The organism is uncultured Roseobacter sp., assembly GCF_947499265.1.
GTDB lineage: Bacteria > Pseudomonadota > Alphaproteobacteria > Rhodobacterales > Rhodobacteraceae > Roseobacter.
This window is the reverse complement of sequence record NZ_CANMNK010000014.1, coordinates 36314-57209: the sequence shown is the minus strand read 5'-3', so window position 1 is coordinate 57209 and position 20896 is coordinate 36314. Positions and strand designations below refer to the sequence as shown.

Genomic DNA, 20896 nt, shown 5'->3' with positions numbered 1-20896 from the left:
TCAGCAGTCTCAGCAGTCTCAGCAGTCTCAGCAGTCTCAGCAGTCTCAGCAGTCTCAGCAGTCTCAGCAGTCTCAGCTTTGAAATCGCGTTTCTCTACTTTGCGCAAGGTGGAAAAACCATTAGCCTTACCGCCGCTTTGCAGATGGTTGAGCGCCGCAATCGCAACGTCTTCGCTATGTCCTGCGGCAACCAGCAGCCGGATCCATAGATCAGCATCACTCTCTGGCGCATCATGGCCATCGTAAGAATGAATCGGCGGCTTCTCCGCCGGATCAATACCGACCGGCTCCGCGTTTGCAACGTTTGCGGGATGTTCCAAGCGCGACGCGTGTGGCCAGGTAGCAACTTGATCTCTCGGCGACGCATCATCGCTTGAATCAAGCGGAGGTACTTCTTGCTTCGCCGCCACCGCTTTCTGCTGCGCGGCGGCCTTGTCCTTGGCATTGGGATTGGGATTGGGATTGGGATTGGGAAATGCTGACCCAAGCTCCGCTGCTTGCCAAGCGTCGGGGTTCTGGATCTGACGGTCAGAGGAAACCTCGTGCACCTTAGTAAGCTCATGCACCTCAGCAAGAATGCGGGCTGTAAGGTGAGAAGCGATTGACCCGGCACGAGCACCTGCCTGTGTGTGTCCGGAGCGCATCAACAACTCCTTGATGACAGCCTCAAGACGCTTTGCAACTGCGCCAAGCTGACCGACCCGATCGACCAGAAGCTGCGCAAGATCGCTGCTTTCCTCATTGAAGTAGGTTTTTCTGGTGACCTCCGCGCCAGTCAATGATGGGTGTTCGGACAAACCCTCGTTTGACAGCAAGAAACCCGCTTCCGGAGCTTCATTGCCTGGTTCACTTCGCTTGGTTTGCGAAACTTCACGATCATCATCCGTTTCTACTGCCGAATTCGCTTCGACAAAACCAGTAGAGGACACACTATGGTCTGCCCCAAAACGCCCCGTGGTTCCCGATTGCCCCAACCGGTTGTGAACACCATCCTCAGCCTGATCTACGGTTGCTGTTGGGTACGCGCGGATCGGCCCGCCGGCCGTCCCGGAGAGTGTTGCGACCTGCGCAGGACCATGATCCGAAAGGAATTCCCGAAATGCTGCAAGCGTTTCTTCGTCCAGGGACCCAATGGCGGTCCTGATATGCGCATGCAGCGCCGTCTCGGTCAGCCCGCCGGATTTTGACGAGGGCGTCATGGCGCGGATGGCGCGGGTCACTGCCATGCGTTGGGCCTGATCTGAAACCCCTTGCAACCTCTGCTGCATCTGAAACAGCACCGCGGAAAATGCCACGGAAACAGTTTGTTTGAGGGGGCGTGTATGGTCGGGTTCTGCTTGCGGAATGGGATCAACCCGCAGGCCGGATTGGCCAGCCGTCTGATGGGTTTCAGACAATATAAGGGGCAGGGTCCCTGGGGCCTCCGAAGGCACAGCATCCTCATCTGGCCAGTGCAAATAGGGGTCCAAGGCCGCCCTGAGCCTTTCCGCAAAGACACGGCGCACATCTGTCCAGTCTGGATTTTCCGGCCAAGTGCCCAGGTCGATTTCCAACATCTCGACCCGCGCAACAACTCCGTCGAGTGAAGGCTCTGTCAGAACGGCCTCAAGGGTGGTGAGCAAATGCAATCTGGTCTGAGACAAAACCGCATCCGGCGTCGCGAGTGGCCCGGTTCCTGAGGCGACATTGAAGTCAATGGCCATGGTGCCGATGGCGTGCACGGGTCCTGCCCCATGGGGTTCTCTGAGGGGGTTGGCACTCATCGCGACAACTTCCGATCACTCAGGAAAGCGCGCAGGCTGCGTTTGGCCTCAACATCGCCGGCCAGATATTGGCGGTGCAAATCTTCGAATTGCACCATTTCCTGATGCTCAAGCCAAAGTGGTTCAATCAGCAGGTGCGCCGGTGAAAGCGCATGGATCAGACCCTCTACATAGGACCGATAGGTTGGCTGCGTGGTGCGCGCGGTCCACCCTGTCAAGACAAGGGTGGCCGTGTTCGGCGCAAAATCGACCCCGGCGGTGCGCAGCAGAATATCCTCGACCAGATAGGCCCCTTCCGCAAACATGTGCTGCCGCTTCCAACTGGCGCGGAGACGCTGGGTGAATGTGGCGGCATCCGCGTGTGTCTCAAATGCTGCGCAGGTAAAAAGATGCGTGGCATGCCCGCCGTCAAAGAAAACGCCAAAGGTTCCATCCGCTTTTTCGGACACCACAAAGCAGCTCGGCGAGGCCGCGCGCACAAACAGATCCGAAGGGCATGACGCATCAGAAATCCAGGGGCTGGCCTCCCGCAGCGCATCTATGGACAGAGGGTCGGCAGATATGCTGCGCGGGATCAGCATGTCAAAAGGATTGGCAGGCAGCTTGAGTTCACTACGGGGAAAATCCGGCGCCACACCCGCAGACCCATCTGCGCCGGATGGCGAGATATCCTGACCGGCCCGCGCCAGACCCTCGCCGTTGCCGCGTTTCAGATCGGCAAGGAGCCTGAATTTCTCCAGGAAAGTGCCAGGCTTTCCGCCTTCCGGACCGGCCCCCCGCCCCCGGTTCAGGCGGGGCAGGGCATCCAGGAAATCAAGTCGCCAGCGGATGCCGAACGACCCCCGCTCCGCCGCCGTGCGATAGGTATGAAGACCCGCATGCAAGGTTTTGGGCATTTCTTCACCCTGATGGGCGATCAGGAAGTCCAGCAATGCAACGCGTTCACGCTGCACCGCAGGGTCAGCGGTGTTTTCTCGCGTGGATCTTGTCAGGAAGCTCGGCAGATCCCGCAGGGTCACGGACATGTCTTTCAGATGCGCGTTGATCGCGGCACGGTATCGCTCAAGCAGTTGCGCCTCTGGCGATTTTCGCGCCTCGGCCTGGTAGACATTTGGCAAAAGCGCATCGACCGGCGCAGTCTCAAAACTCCGGCGCTGACCCGGCGATGGCGGTGCCCAATCCGCGGCTTCAAGATGGTGCTGCGCCTTCGCAATATGATCTGCGGAGACACGCACAAATTCTTCGAGGATTTGATTGGCGTCCAAGGTCAGAGGAACGCCATTCAGTGTCAGCACAAGATCGATATCAGAAGAAATCTCCGGAACCGTCAGATCAAGGTAGTGCACACCCGCGGTCTCTTCGGCTTGCGGTGACGTCGGCTTTTGCCGGGCAAGCGACATATCGGTGATGTCCGACACACCAGGGATCGCCCGCAAATCGGTCAGGTGGTTTTCCAGGTTCGGCACCTTGCCGTCCTGATCCGAGGGCGCATGCAGATAGGTTTGCGGATGGTCATAAACCGTCTGCCGCGTCGCGCCCGCGGCAATTTCGGTGCCAACAGCCTGCCCGCGCAGGATCGCCGATATATGGTAGTAAATCTCCGCCGCCACGCGCTCGGGGATTGCGGTGCCGGTGATTTCCACGATACCCGAAAGCTGCGCGGGTGCGCGCTCGGCAACATGCAGATTGTTGAGATCACAGCCCAGCGGCCGACGCGCCCGGAAGGCCCGGGTGACATCTTCGAGCACCTGCCTTGTAATCGTTTTCGCATCCGTTCCCGGCGCGCCCGGTGCCGGTATGATCACCGCATCAAGCAACCCGACTTGCGGGCCGCGCGAGATCAGAACGCGCGCCGCACCCACCACCTCAGCAAGCTCGGCAGCGAGATCCAAAAGCGTGACCGGATCGCCCGGAAGCGTCTCTGCGGGAAGGAATAGAGACAGTTCATCAAATCGAATGGCGCCCTTGGCGTTGGTCAGCAGGTCCGGTGTTGTGTGGGTTGCCTGAAAGGACACTTCGGTCAGCGCATAACACGTCTGCTCCAGCAAAGTGACGCCGGGATCATGAATATTGTAGTCCGTCCAGATGTTGCCGGATGCCGCCTGCGCGTGACCGATCGCCGTCCGACTCAGCGTATCAAAATCAATGGGTGCAGGCGGCTCCAGCGTCATAGCAACCCCTCATCCCGGTCCGCATTGCCGCGAGAGCCTTCCATGAGGGAATCAAACCACAACCGCGTGAGGTAGTAGCGGATGTTTTTGCCAACACCGTAATTCGCATTTGAGCGCAGTTGCAGTTTGAAATGGTGTCGTTCCTGCGTGGCCACCCACCGGAGTTTCAACCGGTCTGCGTAACTGCCATAGACAGCGGTTTGCGACCGGATGCGGCGGCGCCCGAACAACCAGTTGAGGATTGGATTGCGCGGATGAAAGGCATTCATCGCAATGGCATGCAGCATTGCGTAGTGGCCCGCGTTCACCTCGGCACCCGCACCCGCCATGACTTCAAAGGCCTGGCAGCCCGTCATCGACGCAGTGATGTCATGCCATTTGCCATCCGCCGGGATGTGCGCGATGTCGGGCGAGGGCATGCCGACCCGTCCGGCCATCCGGGCAACCCCGTTGATGTCCAGCCGCCATGCCGGATTTTCATTGTCAAACCCCGCGCGCCCATCCCGCGTCAGACTGAAACCCTGCGCCTTTGTCTGAGGGGTGCGGTTGTCCAGTTGGTTGGCCTGCGCCCCGAGATGCGGTTTGAAATGCAGCGCGCCAGGCGCCTGCCCGGAGGTCGTTGGCCCATGTTCGATTGTCCAGGACGGCGTCGGCGTGCTGAGCCCTTGATAGAGGCTCATGACGCGCAGGGATGTGCCCACGGAATTCAGGTTGAGACCGTCGATCGGGGTCTTGGAATACCCATCCTCGACCATATTCACATTGCTGTCGATCAGATCGCGGTAGTGCTCTGCCGTTGGCAAAGCCCCTTCGCGAAAAAAAGATTTGAGCGTCGTTCGGTCTTGTTTTGTCACGAATTCGTCCTTTGGCTCACAATGAGCATGTCGCCAATGGACAGCCTGCCAATCCCGCTTTGGGTGGGTCGGTCGTCCTGTGGCGTGAGTAGCGGTGTCAATGCGTGATCTGCGGCGGATAGCGGCAGGCTCCAGGGATGCGCTGGAGTGATCCAAGGGCCGTGCGGGCCGCGCGTATCGGATTGCGCCGTATCCAGCAGGACGTGGCGCCCGGTATCATCCGCGGCCAGATGCAAGACGGAAAAATCGTTGATCCGGCGCACATAGTCCAGCGCGTTGATATGCGCACGCAGCAGCTTGACATTGAGCGACCAGCCAAACCGTTTCATCGGCTCTGGCGCTGTCCAGACCGAAAGATACCGGTTCAAATGTGTCTTGAGCCGTTGCGCCATCGCGCCATCATCACGGTAGTGATCGAATGCAAGACTGGCGCGCACGTGCAAACGCTCGAAGCTGGGGTTCACCACATCATATTCCGCGAATTCCGGGCCGAGCGCTTCCAGGTGATCTTGAATGCGTTGCAGGGTGCCCACGTCAAAAACCTGCGGCGATGCCGGTGCATCTGCGGTCAGAACAGGCGGCTTGCGCACGGCAACCACGGTCACCCGACCTGGCGCGGGTTGCGGTGATCGGCGGTCCAGATGCGGCAGGCATTTCACCATCCAAACTTCGGGAAAGGCATCGAGCACGAGCCGCTCGACATCCCAGGGTGTGACACCTCTTTTGCGGTGGCGCAGACGCTCTCCGACCCGCGCGGTGAAATCCCGCGCCGTTTCAGGCGGGCGCACCGCGCCAAAGATCGGAATTTCAGTGGGCGCACCGATGCCCACCTGGGGCGGCTCAAACGTCCAGCTCCGCGGCTCATAGCCATTGCTGAGGCTATCATCCCTGCGCACCACCCAAACGCCATTGGATTCGATTGAGGTGACATTTGGAAAGGCGCTGAGATCGGGCTTTGTCGCCACAGCCGCGAGCCAGACCCCGGTGCCCGGCATTTCCGGTGTCTCACGCACTGCGTCCTCAGGCAGGTTGATCGCAATCAGACCGGAGCGCATCAGGCCCGCCGTGCTGTCGGACGAAATCGCCGTCGCAGGCAGGGGCGTCCAGCCGGAAGGGGTCAGATAGTACCAGGCAATCGGATTGGGTGCAGGCACACGGCGCAGATGCCCGCTGTCTGCGACATTCAACAACAGCGTCACCGGGCCAGTGGCGTCAGGGCCGGAAATCTGCAGGAAAAGATGCCCGTACCCAAGCCGTGGAGGGAAGAGCGTGACGTGACGCAATGCGCGCTTGGGAAAAACCTCGACCTGACCAAACGGGCCAACCTGAACGACTTTCTCGCCAATCCGGGCGGTTTGCGGTGCGTTGACTTCGATCTTCGCATGCGCTGTGTAAGAGAGCGAAATCTTGGCAATGCGCGGCACGAAAGGGGCGGGCGGCACGGGTCGGGGCGGCAGGATGGGCTGCGGCAAAACACGTGGCCGCATCGCCTTGACCAAGGCCATTGGGTATTCATCTGCCAGAAACCCATTTGCCGTGTCACTCAACGTCAGGCGCACCATGCCCGAGGGGACGTTTTGGCGTGCACTGAAATCCTGCGGCCCAAGCGTCCGATTTGCGGGCGCGGAAGGCGCGTGCAGTTCTCCCTCGAAGGTCCAGCGCTTCTTCATCTCGCCCAAATCGGAACGTTCGAACATGGGCGTGGTTTCGGGCCCCAGTGCTTTCCACCCCTCGCCGCTGAGGAATTCAAGCGCCAGTTTCGGATCCGGGACCTCTTTTGTGTTGGCGTAGTTTTCGTAGTGACCTTCGAAACCGCCAATGGGATCGGGCGTTTCCGCCCACTCAATCTCGATGCCCACATCCGTCACTGGTTTTGAGGCCATTTCAGCCGACCCGACCCAGAAAGAGGCCCCATCCTTGGGCCGTGCCCCGAAGGGCATGAACAACTGATCCGTCACAACCGGAGCGTCATCCGAAAACGCAACAAGCTGTTTCGTCCCGACCGCTTTGACACGCATATCAAAGTTCTTGATCTGGTAGCGTTCAAAGAAAGACACCGGGCAGATCCGCGCGTTCGCGGCGTATCGTATGGACAGGATTGGCGCGGCTTCATCTGGCGGCGCGACAATCGGGGCCACAGTGTCGTTCAGTTTGAGTTTGAGCGTCAGGCCCCCTTCGCTCTTGTGAACATTGGACAGAACCTGCGTCACGGTCGCCTGTACCGGGCCATCTTTGGTGCTGAGGGTAATGGCAAAGGCATCGCTCAGCAGTTTTTCAAAAACGTCCTCCGGACCCAGCACAAAGGACCCGTCCGGCTCCGTCTCGAAGGCCTCGAAAATCATGGAAGGGTGTGTCGGGCCATCGGCCTCGGTGGCTGACTGGCCGCTCAGATCCGCGCGACACACATCGATTTTGGCACGCAGGGCGGTCCAGTAACGCCCCGTGGGAAAGGGCTGGTTTTCAATCAGGCTGAGCGTCACAATCCGGCCCAGCAGCACGCGCAACGGCTCCACCCCAAGCGCATGATGCGCCAAAACCTCGTAGACAAGCGACAGGGACAGGGTGACGCGCCGTTCTGCCGCCAGGGCCTGTGTTTTGCGCGCGATCCTTTCGATGCTGAGGTCGAGATCGAACGGGCTGAAGGCCTGCACCAACTCGGGATCTTCGCGCAGGGCCAGCACCAGATCCGGATCAAGTGGCCCGTCCCCTCGGATGTCGGACAACGTTTTGGGCCGGTGATCCGATTGTGCGGGCAGGGCGCTGCGCCGCGTCATATTGATCGAGACTTCGATCCAGCGTTCCCCCTCGGCCAGCGCCAGGATCGGCGAGGCAACGTCGAGGCCCAAGGTGACGGGTGCGCTGGTCTGTGGTGAAAAGACAGGGGTGCAGTCGGTACGCGACCCCGGCGCATATTCTTCGGCACGCACACCTGTTATGCCATTCAAAGCGGCATTGAGTGAGACAAGTGGATCCATATCATAGCTGAGCACGGCGGTTCGGGACAGGGTCGCCGAGCTCACCGCCACGGTCGCCTCTGTTTCAAAGCTCTGGACCATACCGGCATCGGTACGCGCCTGCAGCGGCGCGCCTTTTTCAAGAACCGCGGATCTTCGGTTGAGGGGCAAGTGCAGCAGGACGCGTTCGCGCGATGCGGCTTCTGGCTCCTGTCCAATCACCGCGCGATAGTAATATTGCGTGAACCGGTCCAGAAAGTCGTTGATCTGCGCGTCCACCAGCTTTGACGTGCTCAGTTCAGCGATGAGCAACCCTAGGGTCGGGTCCATGTTGCCTGACGCAATACGCGCATCGAAGGCCGTTTTTGCGACGGGTTGCAAGGTGACAACCGTATTGCGCAACAGCGCATGGGTTCCGCGCATCCCGGTCTCGATGGCACGGGCCTTGTGCAGCGCGTCCCGGTTGTCTTCGAGCGCCCGCGCCGCAATCCCCCAGCTTTGCACAGCGGCAAGAACATCCTTTGACTTGCTGCGCGACAGACCGTTCAACCGGGGCGTCAAATCAGCCTCTGCATCGATTTGATTGATCTGCTTGGAGAAAAGCGACAGGTGGCTGGCTTTGATCCGAATGAGCCAGTCCCTCAGGCGGCGCGACAAGGTGCCGATTTGCTGAAGCGCCGCATCGGGGTCTTCCTCAAGCGCCACATCGAAACGGCGCGCGGCATCCTCGGCATGAAACGAAATCAGCTCGGCCAGAACATAGGCAGGTTCGGCCAGAAACAACCGCGCCCAGGGTCCGATATCGGCAGCGCTGCGCATATACGCGTCCTGCGCACCCAGGTGTGTCCCAGCAGCGCAGAATGCTTCAGCCAAGCGCAACGGGCGCAAATTCAGGGGGCGGTCTTCCAGCGGTTGCGGCAGCCGTTCGCCTTCGAGTGCACCGGGGGTTACCTTGATGTTTTTCCAGTCTTTAAGCACAACAACCGCGGAATTAGGAGCATGTAGTCAGGTCGGAGGTCATTGCCCACCAAGCGGAGGCATCTGTTAATAACGTATTCGGCAACCTAAATTCCCCCGAAAGTAGAGTGCAGCAACCATTGGTTTGGCGCAAGACAAAGGTTCCCGCCTAGGGCGAATTATCCGACAGGAATACGGCTGAAAGTGTCCCTACGTCACTCTCAATCGAAAAAATGCCTCCAAAGGCCTCTGGTGGGGCCGGACGATCCTGATTGGCGAATTGCATCGACTCGAAATTCGACCGCGCGGGAACGACAGAACGCCCGGTGATGAACGGGCTGATTTTGCGGCCCTCTTCGGTCACCACCTTGATGTTGCCCTGACCGCTGCTGACCACGCGGGTGCCGCAAACGCCAAGATTGGCCCAGGTCAGGCTCTCAAAGGGAAGGGCGTTGCCGTCGGTTGTCTCCAGCGCTGAAATGGTGAAAAGCGCCCGGCCAGAGCCATAGCCGATATCGGCGTTGAACCGGCCTTGTGCGGCTGAGGATTCCACGGTGCCGTCTTCGAGAAAGAGGTTCAGAGACAGTTGGACGGGACCGCTATAAAGCGCCCGGCCCGTGGTCGGAATTTCGAAACCCGCCGCACTTGTCCCCACAACAAGAGGACCTGCATAATCGATGCGCTCTGCCCGGTAGGTCATATCGTAAACGGCAGGCAGCGTGTCGGATTTAGGGAACCCCGCCCGGGGCGTGATCGTGCTGCGCCGAGACCCGCTAAAGCCACCCTCGCTGAGCTGTGACAAACGCCGGATTTTGCTGTCGTCAAAATTCAGATTGCGCGGCAGCCCGCTGTTGCGCGGCACACCGGTGATCGAAAACATGTCATAGCCTTCGGTGACCGTGACTTGACGCAGATAGGCACCAATCAGGCGCTTGCCTTCAAGTTTGGTCACTTCACAGGGCACAATTGGCGCCAAGCCCAACCGTTCACCGACTGCGCTGGATTTGAAGGCATCAATCGGCCCGCAACTGGTCAGCGCCAAAGCAGTGGTCGTGAGGACGAGACAAGAACGTCGCCCGCATCTTTTTATAATGTTAATTATGTTGCTTAAGCCTGCCACGATCCGGATTACTCCACCGGGATCGGCAAATCGGAAACCAGCGTGCCTTCTCGGATATAATACGGAAAAACCATATTGTGACGGGTGTTGGTCTGGTTGACGGTATATCCAAGCTCGACCCGCAGAACCCCGTTGGCCCAATCACTGGGCACGACCGACACCGACTTCAGCGTGATGCGCGGTTCAAAAAACAAGATGGCATGGGTGATGGCAACGCGGATGGCCGCCTGGGTTTCACCGTTCATTGGCTCAAAGACAAGGTCGTGTAATTTGCACCCATAGGTCGGATGCATGACCCTTTCCCCCGGGCGGGTTTCCATCAGAATGCGCAGGCTCTCAACAATGTCCTCTTCGGCCTGGGAGAGATAGGCCTGCCCGGTGTGGCCATCAAACCGAGGCGGGAAAGACCAGCCGCGCCCTAAAAAGGAAGGATCGTTCTGCGCCATCTCAGCCTCCGATCAATACTGTTGGGGCGCCAAGGACAATGGCACCGCCATGAGAGGTTGTATCGCCCATGCGGGCAGCAGGTTTGCCACCGATCATGACTGTGGCCGACCCCTTGGCGATGGTCGAAGGCGGCCCGACGCAGGTGCAATTGTCGCCCACAACCGCCGCGGGCAAGCTCACGATCAACACGGTAGCCTCACCGGGTCCGATGATCGGCCCACCCACATGCGGCACGACACCCGTCACCATCGGGCAGGTCTGCATATCGGTCAGTCTGGCGGCGGGTGGCATGGCAAGTCCTCCTAGTTGATCATCACGATGGCGCCCTTGACCACCGTTTGCCCGCTTGCGGACAATTCTGCCCCGGCATTGCCGGAGGCGGTCAGCTGCGTATTGGCCGTCAAAGACACATTCATCCCCTCGGCGGTCGCATCGCCCGTTGCCTGAAGGGCGATGTTTCCCGTGGCCTTCAGGGTGATATCTCCGGGACTGTCCAGGGTGATGCCCGCACTGGCCATTTCCATGGAATTGCCGTTGCTGTCCGTGATCGTCACGGTTTGCCCGTCGTCATCCAGCACGACGCTATGCCCGCCTGGTGTCTCCAGCGTCAGGATCTTCTTCTCATCCTCGAATTCAATCTTGATCAGCGATTTGCTGACAATGGCCTTGTAGGTGTTGGGATCATCCGGCGCATAGGGTTGTGCATTCGTGCCATTGTGCAGTGACCCCAGAATGACCGGCGCATTGGGATCCGCGTTCAAAAAGGCGACAACAACCTCGTCATCCACTTCGGGCATGAACTGAATGCCTGCATCTGCCGTCGAATAGGGGGCTGCATACCGCGCCCAGACCAGCGTATCCTTCTCTCCAAACATCGGCAGGTTGATCTGTACACGCAACCGGCTGTCTGGGTCTTCGGTGATCTTGACGACCTTCCCGATCTGCAAACCGTGGATGGGCGTGGTCAACCCCGCGGCATCTGCCCCTCCCAGATCGGAAGTGTCGGAGCGCCAATCCCCCGGCAACCCCAGCGTGACTTCCGTGCGCCACTCACCGTCTTCGATAGTGTTCTCGACAGCGGACACATAGGCCTTGCCACCAAAACGATCACCCACCCCGGTGAGCTCAAGAACCGTGTCTGGCAAGGGCAGTGCACTGCCGATAAAGCTGCACCGCCCCTGCAAGGCCGACAAAGAGGATCGCAGGGTCCGTGCGGACGCCATAACGCCGATATCCGCTGCATCAATTATATCGGGGACCGCGAAATGATGCTCCTGCGCGCCAATCACATCGGCAAGCGCCGTGCTGGTCAGATTGCCCCAGTTTTGCGTCGGCAGCGCATCACCATCTTTTGAGACCGTCTCCTGCGCACTATCGTCCCAGGACGTGCCGGAAGCGGCCCCCAACAAATGCCCGGTATCGGCGGCAACATCAAAGTCAATGATGTCTACCCCCAGGGTCAGGGTCAAAACCGCCGACCCGCTATCATCCGGTTCCTTGGCAGTGACCGTGCCCGACTCTGCAAGCAGGATGAACCCATTGCGATCCGCCAGCGCGCGCAGGAAATCCCAATCTGTCGTGTTGTTTTGCAACTGATCCCGCGCGCTGGTCGAGGTCGCGCTGACGTCCGCAGTCAGCCCGGCATCCGATATGATCTGGGACATTGCGTCACTGTCTTTCTGGGCCATGAACTGCGCGGTTTTCTCGATCACGTTCAACGCAGCGGCCTTGTCACGGCAGGTCAGGATCATGCGCGGCGGATGCGGATTGCGAATGCGCATCCGCTTGCCGTAGATCACGCCCTTGAAGATCTCCCCGGGGGTGCCTGAACCGTAATAGGCCGAAATCTCGATTTCCTTGCCGAGGTCAAAACCCGTGCTGTCGATGGCGTCGAACTCATTTGTCGCGATGGACCCGGTCTCGATGGTCACGATAGCCTCAGGGATACGCCCGACTTTCTTGAAAACCTTCACCGAAGCAACCATCAGGGAATCTGCAATTGCGGTACCATCCACCTTGATCGTGACTCCAACGGGACCGTCGGCATTCGCTGTCGGGCTATCGGCCATGATTTACCTCACTGGCGGGAAGCGCAAAAGCGTATTAGGCGCCAGCGTCCGGAAATTGTCGAGATTATTCAAGCGCGCCACTTCCATGTAGCGCGAGGCATCGCTGTAAATCTTCTGGCACAGAAGCGGCAGTGTATCGCCTTCGCGCACGCGCACCACATGGGTCATGTCCGGCGAAGATCGGCCCGCTTCGCGCGCTTCCTGCGCCTCCGTTACGGCCTCGACAAATGACAGGGTGACCTTGGCCCGAAGCGCCGCACCCTCCGGATGAAACAAGGTGTAGTCGACGGACATGCTCGTCAGACGCCCAAAGAAAGCCTCCAGCCCCTCGCCCCAGACAACCTTGACCGGATTGGGCTCATGCGTGTCCCCATCGTAATCATAGGCAATGTCGCGCAGTTTCACGATCTGATCGGCAACCGTGGTCTCGCGCGTGCTCTCCACCACACCGGTGCCATCCAGGGTGATGGAGAAATCCAGTTTCTCCGGTTCGGTACTGGAAAACTTGGTGATTGCCGCGGATTTGCCGATTGCACCAGCGCCCCCTGCCGGCGACGCCCCGGAGTATTTCAGACCCAGTTTGTGGGTATATTTTTCGGGGTTGATGGTCGCTTCAAAGGCGTTGTCATCGCCGGATTGCTCCTCGATCTGATCATTGTTGATCTTGCAGCGAATGATCTTGAGCTTGGCCACCGATTACCTTTCCTGCGCGCGGCGGTGTGCTTCTTCGATCATGTCGCGCATCTCATCGATCATCGTCCGACGCATCAGCATCAGCTGTTCTTCGAGCTCCTGCGGGCTCACTCCCCCCTGCCCCGCGCTCTGACCAAATGTGCCGCGCACCACAAGACTGCCAATTTCCACCGCCATTACATCATCCTCTTGATCGTCGTGTAGGACAGCTCGATTGTTTCAATCGCCAGTTCGTTTTTCATGGCGTCCAGATTGCTCACCGTCCACTTGATCGGATAGGCATTCCCAATCGACCAGCTTGTCACGGGGATCTGGTTTTCGCTCAAGAGCGACACAACCATATCCTTCGGCACGATGGCATCGGAGAAATCGCCCTCAAGTGTGGATTTGCACCATTGCACCAGGCCACTGGCCATCGTTGTCACCGCCCGTTTGAGCACGAGATTGGGGTGTTTCACCGATTTGGGCAGCTGGTGGACAAAGCGATTTTCACCCCCCTCCACCAGCGGTTCCAGATCAATGGAACTCTCCAGTCCGGACACCTCCTGAAACGCCATATCGGGCACCGGTGGGATCAATCCCACAAAGGACACCACGAAATGAAACGCGACGGGAGGGTCCATCAATTGCATGAGATTACGCGTTCTCTATGACGAACCCTTCATGCGCGATCTCGATGCTCTCCACCGCGACCTCATTGCCCTCAGCCTTCAGGTCGGTGCCCGTCACCTTGACCGGGAAGGCATTTTGCACCTTCCAGACCATCGTCGGAGCCTGCGCTTCATCCAGCAAGGAGATCGTCAGCGCCTTGCGGGTGATCGTGTTCATCTTGATCTCCGCAAACCAGTCCCAAATGGCGTTGTCCTTGACGAACACACCTTTCTTCATGGTGATATTACCGGTTTTCAGCATGCCGGGCATTTTGATCGTGGAAAACACCGGGTTGTTGCCCGCCCGGTATTCCAGCGGCTGGGTTTCGATATCGAGGCCGGAAACCTCCTGAAACGCCAGCTCCGTATCATCCCACTTTACCTGAAAGTGGAACTTTGGAAGCGGCCAAACCGCCTGTGTCTGGGCGGAACCATCATCTGCCATATTCTTCGTCCTTTATGATATGTCGTGTCTTACGATTTCTGCATTTGCTGCATGAAGGTCACTTCGATGAATTCCGCAGGGCGCGTCACCGCGACCAACACGGTGATCCGCAAAATCCCCTCCAGAATATCGACCGGCGTCATGGTTTCGCCAAGCCCCACATGCACGCTGAAGGCGTCCGTGGGCACAGCGCCCGCGAGACCGCCCGCTTTCCAGACCGACGTGAGGAAGTTCTCGATCATCGAGCGCATGGTCACCCAGGTCTGTGCCGTATTGGGCTCAAAAACATAAGCTTTGGAGGCCAGCCGGATTGATTCCTCGATCATGATCATCGTGCGGCGCACGTTGATGTAACGCCAATCCAGGCTGTTGCCATCCAGCGTCCGCGCGCCCCAGACAAGGGTCCCCTCCCCCACAAACGGCCGGATCGCGTTGATCGATTTGCCGGTGGTGGAAACGTTGAGGTTTTCCTGTTCCTCGTGGTTGATGTTGACCTTGGGGCCCACGACCGAATTCACCGACACATTGGCCGGCGCTTTCCAGACACCGCGATTGGCATCGACCGCGGTGTAAATCCCGGCCATGGCAGCCGCGGGCGGCATCCCGTTCATATAGGCGGTGATCTCATTCATCACATCCGTATAGAGTGGCACCGTGGCGCGCAGCGTCTTGTCGATCGTCGCAGCCGATGGATTGTCGAAAACCGGGCCTGTGACCGGCCCGTCCATCAGAACCCGCAGCAAAGCAGGCGCGGTCTCCGCCCCGTCACCATCGACAATCGTGTAGCTTGCGACGGCTTCGGGGCCTGCAAACTCAGGATCAGGCTTGAAGGTCACCTTACCCGCCTTGCCGACCGTCCAGTCACCGACACCTTTCTGGGACTTTGCCTTGCCCTCGGCATCGTCGGAGTCCATGAGCTTCACGGTTGCCTTATCCGCACCGGGGTGATCCGCGGGTACGTCGATTTCAACGGCGGTCCCCGCCTCCACGGCATCGGGATCAAGCAGCCCACCAACGACTTCGACGTCGATGGTCTTGGCATCTGTCGCGATCCCGTTCTTGTCAGTGACGATCAGGTCGAACTTGCCCTTGGCTCCGGCGGTCGCCGTGTGCACGAAAGACACCTTGCCCGCTTTCAAATCCGCCTGGGTAAAGCTTGTCGCATCCGCGCCGTCGACTTTAAGCGCACCGGCCATGTCATCAGTGCCGCCGTCCAGCTGATAAATCAGATCTTCATCGCCGGTGTCATCATCCTCGGACACAACATCCTTTTCGGTCACCGCCACCGTGCCGCCGCGCGTCACGGACAGCGTGAAGTCACCAGCCAGAACCGGCGCGCCGACGCGGTCGATCTCGGGCGAGATTTCAGGGTCACGCTTGACGCTGCGCTTCATCAGCCCGATGAGCATCTTGCGGCTTTTGGGATCGATGTTTTCAAAGTTGAAATCACGCGACTGGAAAATCGAGGTGTCGAGCCACGGATAGTAGGCCGTGCCAAAGTCCAGATCGTTGATCCCGATGTCATTGCGGAACGTCGCAACCGGGTTGCCCAGAGGATCGGCCTGCGCCAGATGCCCGCCTGAGATGTCGAGGATCGCAAAGCGGTTCTTCATATCCGATCCGCAGTGTTTCAGCATCGCCTGCTGCACTTTGACCGCATTCTGCCTCACCATCCGCGTGGTTTCCGGAATGACCACCATCGTGGGCTCCGGTTCTTTTTTCAGCAGGGCAATCCCGGCCATGATCTTATTGGCGTCGATCTCGTCATCAGCATAGGTGCCGACGGAAACGATGTAGCACGGCCCGCCCCCATTTTGGAAAAAGAGCCGCATCGCCCCATAAAGCGCATAGGCCTTGTTGGTCTGCTTGAGCTCGTATTCTTCCTGACCCTGTGGGCCCTGGGTGGTGAATTTCGCACGCGGCAGGGCAGCGGGCTTCGCGGCACCTTCCGGTGACAGGGGCGAGACGTCATCGAATTCCGCCCAGGGTACAATTTCGAACTTAGGGTCAGGCGCATAGCCGAAATAGCTGTGGAACTCCGACATGGACGTGATCCGCCACGGCGTGTTCGACAAGGAAACGTTACCGTTTACCGCTTTCTCGGTGTAACCGATAAAGGCCGGAACGGCGGTTGCGACCTGCACAACCGAATTGGGGAATGCGTTTTTCTCAACGATGTAAACGCCCGGCGTCTTCATGGCCATCTTCAGCTCTCCTTCACCATAGTGAGACGTAAATGTCTGATTGCAGGCGCGCAGCGCCGCCCTGCTCTTCTTCGATCGGTTTGAACGAAATCCCCGCTGCGGGAAGGACTGGTACAAGTGTTTCGGGCCCGAACGCACTGGGCCGCTGTAATGTGAATTTCTGATCCGGGCGGGCGCGGGCTGGCACCGGCACATCCGAGCGGATGACAAAAGCCTGCTGACCATTGGGCAGGATCACCTGGCCCTGCGCGGAAAAGGAAACATGTGCCTTGGGGTCAACGACCTCGAGGTCTTCGATGTTTTGCCCACCGGTCACATGATAGGCCCAGAGTGCTTCGACGGCTTCAAACGACAGATCGAAGGATCGCGCCGCATCAGGGGCCATCGCAAAATTAAGACGGACAAGCCGCTCTGCACGGTGCTGAGGCAACTTGTCCTGGGCCTCATCCGGATCCAGGGTCAGCGCCTCTTTGTCGAGGCTCAGATCGAACATCAGGACATTGCGCCAGTCAGCACCCTTGGTGACCACAAACACATCCGGCGTCTGCGTCAGCACGTCCAGCGACAGTGTGTCGGGATGGGCCTCGGCATCATCTGCCAGAACCTGAACGGTGTTGCCACGCTGGCGGATCAACAGCCCCGCCTTGTCAAAAGCTGGCGCATCGGCGGGCCTGACTTGCAACGGAATGGCATCCGATCCGTAATATTCATGTGCCAGCGACAGGGTAAGGATTGATCGGTAGGCCATCAGGATGCCTCCCCGCCCTGCCCGGCCGATTGCCCGGGTCTGGTGATCAGCGGCACAACTTCGGAGACAACGCCCGCGTCGATCATCACAGAGCGCATCTTGAACATCACCGACGGCACGTAGCGCCCGCCCAGATTGCCCCACATCTGGCCCATTTCTTCAACGCGAAGATTGGAGATGTCGAGGCTCAACTGGCTCAGACCCTGCGGCATGTCCGGCGTATTGCGCGGTGTCATTACCGGGTTGGCCTGAAAATAGGTCAGCGCCGCGGAGATCAGTTTGAGCCCCTCGGCATAGGTTTCCGCGTCATAGGCGGAGGCCAGCATGAAGTAGATATCGAGATGGATCGCCTGCGCCTGCATCACCTGCACCGAGCCGCGACTGGCCCCGGTGCGCGGCGTTGCATCCTGAGCGATGTTGGTCAGAAACAGGACCAGCCGGTTGCGCGCATCCGCAGCCGGTTTACCTTCGGCATCGGTCAGCGGCGACAGGCTCACCAGATCATCCTGCACGCCGTAGCGCGCCGCCAAATGGCTATTGAGGCGTTGCGCCACAAGTCCCAAGGCAAGATCGATCACAAGCCTGTCGTTCCCATCGCAATGGTCTTGATGAATGTGCCAGGTCCAGAAATTCCGACCGACATCGACAGCCCCCAAAACAGTTTCCGTAACGGCAGCGTAGACATGCTGCCGCAGAAATCAACTCATGAGTGAACAATCTTTTGGCGATCACTATTCGTCAAGACCAACTTAAGAGCGAATGATGCTTTTGCTGATGCTGGTCACGATCAATCCTGTCGTGATGAACCAGAGCGCCACATACATATATGTGGTGAGCAGAAACAGCGGGCTGTTGCCGCTGGCAATCACGATATTGGCGCGCCCGACGATCTCATCCGCACCAATCACCGAGGCAGTTGCGGAGGCCATTATGATGATCAGGAAATACTGCACCCAGGCCACGATGAAGGTCTCGCGCGCGCCATGCACACCCGCAGACTTCTGTCGAAAATATCCCACCGTCTGGTCGGAGGCGAAGCCGATCACCGGAAATGTCAAAGCAAGTGTGGCTTTGAGCCAAAGCGGCAATTTGTAGATCGCCTCCCCGATCTCCACCTCCGAGGGCAACATGAAGGCCATGTAGAACATCAACACAAAGCTGGGCACATTGCGGCAGACATCCGTGGCCAGACGGGCCGGTTTGCCAATAAACCCACCCCGCGCGCGTAAGCTGCCAATCGCGAGACCCACGGTCGTGCCAAAGGTCATGGACAGCGCCGAGATCAGCAAGTTCATCGCGAACCCGCCGGCCAGATAAGGGGTGCGGTCGATCAGAACATCGATCATTCGCTCAACCCCTGCACGGTCGACCGCGACGCGGGCGCGCGCAGCAACACGCGCCGGACCCGCTGGAACAGCCAGAGCACGGACATGACGAAGAGAAAATAGAGCACCAGCAGCCCGTTCATCAGCACGGAAGCATTGCCGCCTTCGGTGATGATCAGGTTCACCGTTGCAATCAGCTCGGTCAGGGCGATGGCACTGGCCATGCCTGCCGCTTTGACAATGTTCACGCAGGTGGAGACCAACCCGTCATAGGACCGGATCAGAGCCTTTGGCAAAGCATGTATGAGGTCAAGCTCGGGGTGCGCCGCGCGCTCCTGCTGCAGACCGTGGGTGATCAGCACCGCATTGGTGGCACCTGCGTAGAAGGAAAAGATCAGCGCCGCCGTCACAAAGGCGCCGGGCGTGACGTGACCGGCATTGCTCATCAGCCCGCCGAGACCGAAAAAGACAATATAGAGCTGCAGGATCGGCGGCGTCATCCGCGCCAGGGTTATGACCGCCAGAACCGGGGCGCGGAAAAGGCGCCCCAGCAGCGCAGCCTGTGACAGGCCTGCGTTGATCAGACCCAGCGTGATGCCGATCAAGAGCGCCCCTAAAATCGCGCAGAGGCTCAGCGCCAGTGTCATGCCAAGTCCGCGGGTCAGCCGCGTGCGGTCGTATGCATCGAACAACACGGACAAATCCCAACCCGTCGCGTTTTGGATCGCTTCGGCCCATGCCGGCACATCAACCGGCGGCGCGCCGGTGCGCAGCACATCCGTGGTGACACAGGTCGCCGTGTAGTCGCCGGTCTCGGGATCACGGGCGCAGTAAAACCCGTCCTCCCCGCTCCGCGCCCATATTTCCTGCGCGGTCGCCAGATAGGGGTTTGGCAAAAGACCCCATTTATCCTGCAGTTCCAGGAATTTACCCTGCGCATGCCATTCGGCCATCAGGTCAGATAGGAACAGACCCCAATCCGCAGTTTCCTCACCTTGCGCCACAGCAATCGCCCAAGGGGTGGCCAGAATCGATGGCAATTTGACGGTAAAGTTCGCATCGGCCTCTTCCGCTGCCAGGCTGACAAGGGCGACATCATCAAAGGCCCAGCCCACACAGGCGTCCTGACGCAAGGCCAGCAAGGCATCGCGTGAGCTTGGGTAGTATTGCGCCGACACAAGGTAAGTGTCATCCAGAATGCGGTTGAAATATGCCCCCTGCACGAGGCACACGGGACGTCCGCGCAGCTGCCCCCAATCGGTATAGGGATGATCGCTGCGCCCATAGAGCGCAACACCGCTGGCGTAGTAGTTGGGTTGGATCAGCCCCGCTTGTCCCCTGCGCTCCGCCGTATCGCCCATGGTCGCGATCACCAGATCGATCTGCCCCTGATTGACGCGGCCCAACCGGTTGTTGGAGGTTACCGGCACAAGATCCAGCGCCACGCCGAGCCGCGCCGCAATCGCACGGGCCATGTCGGGCTCGAACCCGACGATCCTGCCGTTGGACGGATCACGATACCCCATCGGAGGATAGTCATCCTTGACCCCGACAATCAGGGTGCCGCGCCGCAATATGTGATCCAGACGTCCCTGCGGGTTCTCTGGCATCTCTGCCCGGCGTTCTATGGCTGGCGTTTCAGCGGTTTGCGGCAGGACCGGTCCAGCGAGCAGCATCAGCCCCAACAGGCACAGCCGCAGCAGACAGGTCACGCGGGCACCGCCAGCGCAATGATGCCATACCCCCAGCGGGCCGGGCAGAACGGCGTCAGGACGCTGTCGACCCAGCGTGCAAGCGCGTTGTTCAGCAGCCAGCTCTCCGGCAAAACGCTCTCTGCTTTCAGACTGCGCAACTCGAAACCCGCCGCCGCCAACTCGCGACACAGGCGTGCGGGATCGAACAGCTGATAGGGCAAGACCACATGGGTGCCGTCCATGCGGCGTTCGTAATGTATCGCGCCACCTGCATCTGGACCGGCGACGCGCTGCTCAGCGAAGAAGCGGCGGGCCATGTTAGGCACTGATATCAGCAGGCGCCCGCTATCTGATTTCAGGGCACGATGCATCTGACGCAACGCATCATGGCGCACCTGCGCATCCTCGATATGTCCGAGCACCCCGAAAAGGCAGAGCACCACGTCCGCCTCCCCTACCCTTTCGATGTAGTCCTGCAACGCGTCCGGCGCCGGGCCCAAAATCGCCAGATCATCCCACCCGATCTCTGCCGCACGCTCTTTCAGGAGCGCGATGGCGGCCGGGCTGATGTCAAACCCTGCGGCCTGTGCCACCTTGCCCTGCAGACGCAACAGATACCTGCCGCTGCCACAGCCGAAATCCACCAGATGGGTAGACGGCGATACGATATCGCAAATGCGCTGCCAGGTCGTTTTGTTCGGGCTGGGATACCGACGATCATAATGACCAGACGTGAAATATGCGTGGTACGACGAAGCGATGTCTTTACGGTCAGGAGCCATATCTGCATCCTCCTGGTCAC

The 20896-nt window shown here is 59.3% G+C and carries 18 protein-coding genes; all 18 read right to left on the bottom strand.

Annotated features, from left to right (window positions below; genetic code table 11):
• Positions 1-1220: hypothetical protein (locus Q1A63_RS24555; protein WP_299632663.1), on the bottom strand; the 1220-nt coding region annotated here is incomplete at its 3' end.
• 539 nt (positions 1221-1759) lie between these two features.
• On the bottom strand, positions 1760-3934 hold the full coding sequence (locus tag Q1A63_RS24550; RefSeq protein WP_298976481.1) for a hypothetical protein: 2175 nt from the start codon (positions 3932-3934) through the stop codon (positions 1760-1762).
• Positions 3931-4788, bottom strand: a complete 858-nt coding sequence (locus Q1A63_RS24545; protein WP_298976482.1) for a hypothetical protein — start codon at positions 4786-4788, stop codon at positions 3931-3933. The genes Q1A63_RS24550 and Q1A63_RS24545 overlap by 4 nt, the downstream gene beginning before the upstream one ends.
• On the bottom strand, positions 4785-8561 hold the full coding sequence (locus Q1A63_RS24540) for a hypothetical protein (protein ID WP_299632662.1): 3777 nt from the start codon (positions 8559-8561) through the stop codon (positions 4785-4787). Before Q1A63_RS24540 ends, Q1A63_RS24545 begins: the two co-directional genes overlap by 4 nt.
• A 307-nt stretch (positions 8562-8868) precedes the next feature.
• On the bottom strand, positions 8869-9651 hold the full coding sequence (locus tag Q1A63_RS24535) for a hypothetical protein (protein WP_298976485.1): 783 nt from the start codon (positions 9649-9651) through the stop codon (positions 8869-8871).
• 176 nt (positions 9652-9827) lie between these two features.
• Entirely contained in the window at positions 9828-10265 is a 438-nt protein-coding gene (locus tag Q1A63_RS24530; protein WP_298976486.1) for a GPW/gp25 family protein, read from the bottom strand.
• A 1-nt stretch (position 10266) separates the two neighbouring features.
• The gene (locus Q1A63_RS24525) at positions 10267-10557 is read right to left on the bottom strand and encodes a PAAR domain-containing protein (RefSeq protein WP_298976488.1); all 291 of its coding nucleotides are present in this window, start codon (positions 10555-10557) and stop codon (positions 10267-10269) included.
• Between the two features lie 11 nt (positions 10558-10568).
• Positions 10569-12335 carry a type VI secretion system tip protein VgrG gene (vgrG, locus tag Q1A63_RS24520; protein ID WP_298976490.1) on the bottom strand — a complete coding sequence of 589 codons (1767 nt, stop codon included), beginning with the start codon at positions 12333-12335 and terminating at the stop codon, positions 10569-10571.
• 3 nt (positions 12336-12338) lie between these two features.
• Positions 12339-13028, bottom strand: a complete 690-nt coding sequence (locus tag Q1A63_RS24515; RefSeq protein ID WP_298976491.1) for a peptidoglycan-binding protein — start codon at positions 13026-13028, stop codon at positions 12339-12341.
• A 3-nt stretch (positions 13029-13031) separates the two neighbouring features.
• Entirely contained in the window at positions 13032-13205 is a 174-nt protein-coding gene (locus tag Q1A63_RS24510) for a hypothetical protein (protein ID WP_298976492.1), read from the bottom strand.
• Positions 13205-13651 carry a phage tail protein gene (locus Q1A63_RS24505; protein ID WP_298976494.1) on the bottom strand — a complete coding sequence of 149 codons (447 nt, stop codon included), beginning with the start codon at positions 13649-13651 and terminating at the stop codon, positions 13205-13207. Before Q1A63_RS24505 ends, Q1A63_RS24510 begins: the two co-directional genes overlap by 1 nt.
• A 13-nt stretch (positions 13652-13664) precedes the next feature.
• Entirely contained in the window at positions 13665-14123 is a 459-nt protein-coding gene (locus Q1A63_RS24500; protein ID WP_298976495.1) for a phage tail protein, read from the bottom strand.
• A 29-nt stretch (positions 14124-14152) separates the two neighbouring features.
• The gene (locus tag Q1A63_RS24495; RefSeq protein ID WP_298976497.1) at positions 14153-16327 is read right to left on the bottom strand and encodes a cadherin-like domain-containing protein; all 2175 of its coding nucleotides are present in this window, start codon (positions 16325-16327) and stop codon (positions 14153-14155) included.
• A gap of 13 nt (positions 16328-16340) precedes the next feature.
• Positions 16341-17075 (bottom strand): hypothetical protein, encoded by a 735-nt coding sequence (locus tag Q1A63_RS24490; protein WP_298976499.1) that lies wholly within the window; start codon positions 17073-17075, stop codon positions 16341-16343.
• Positions 17075-17731 (bottom strand): DUF4255 domain-containing protein, encoded by a 657-nt coding sequence (locus Q1A63_RS24485; RefSeq protein ID WP_298976500.1) that lies wholly within the window; start codon positions 17729-17731, stop codon positions 17075-17077. The genes Q1A63_RS24490 and Q1A63_RS24485 overlap by 1 nt, the downstream gene beginning before the upstream one ends.
• 93 nt (positions 17732-17824) lie before the next feature.
• A complete protein-coding gene (locus tag Q1A63_RS24480) occupies positions 17825-18421 on the bottom strand; it encodes a hypothetical protein (protein ID WP_298976502.1) in 597 nt (198 codons plus the stop codon).
• On the bottom strand, positions 18418-20112 hold the full coding sequence (locus Q1A63_RS24475) for a transporter substrate-binding domain-containing protein (RefSeq protein ID WP_298976503.1): 1695 nt from the start codon (positions 20110-20112) through the stop codon (positions 18418-18420). Before Q1A63_RS24475 ends, Q1A63_RS24480 begins: the two co-directional genes overlap by 4 nt.
• Positions 20109-20876: a class I SAM-dependent methyltransferase gene (locus tag Q1A63_RS24470; protein WP_298976505.1), complete on the bottom strand. Its 768-nt coding sequence runs from the start codon at positions 20874-20876 to the stop codon at positions 20109-20111. The genes Q1A63_RS24475 and Q1A63_RS24470 overlap by 4 nt, the downstream gene beginning before the upstream one ends.
• Between the last annotated feature and the right edge of the window lie 20 nt (positions 20877-20896).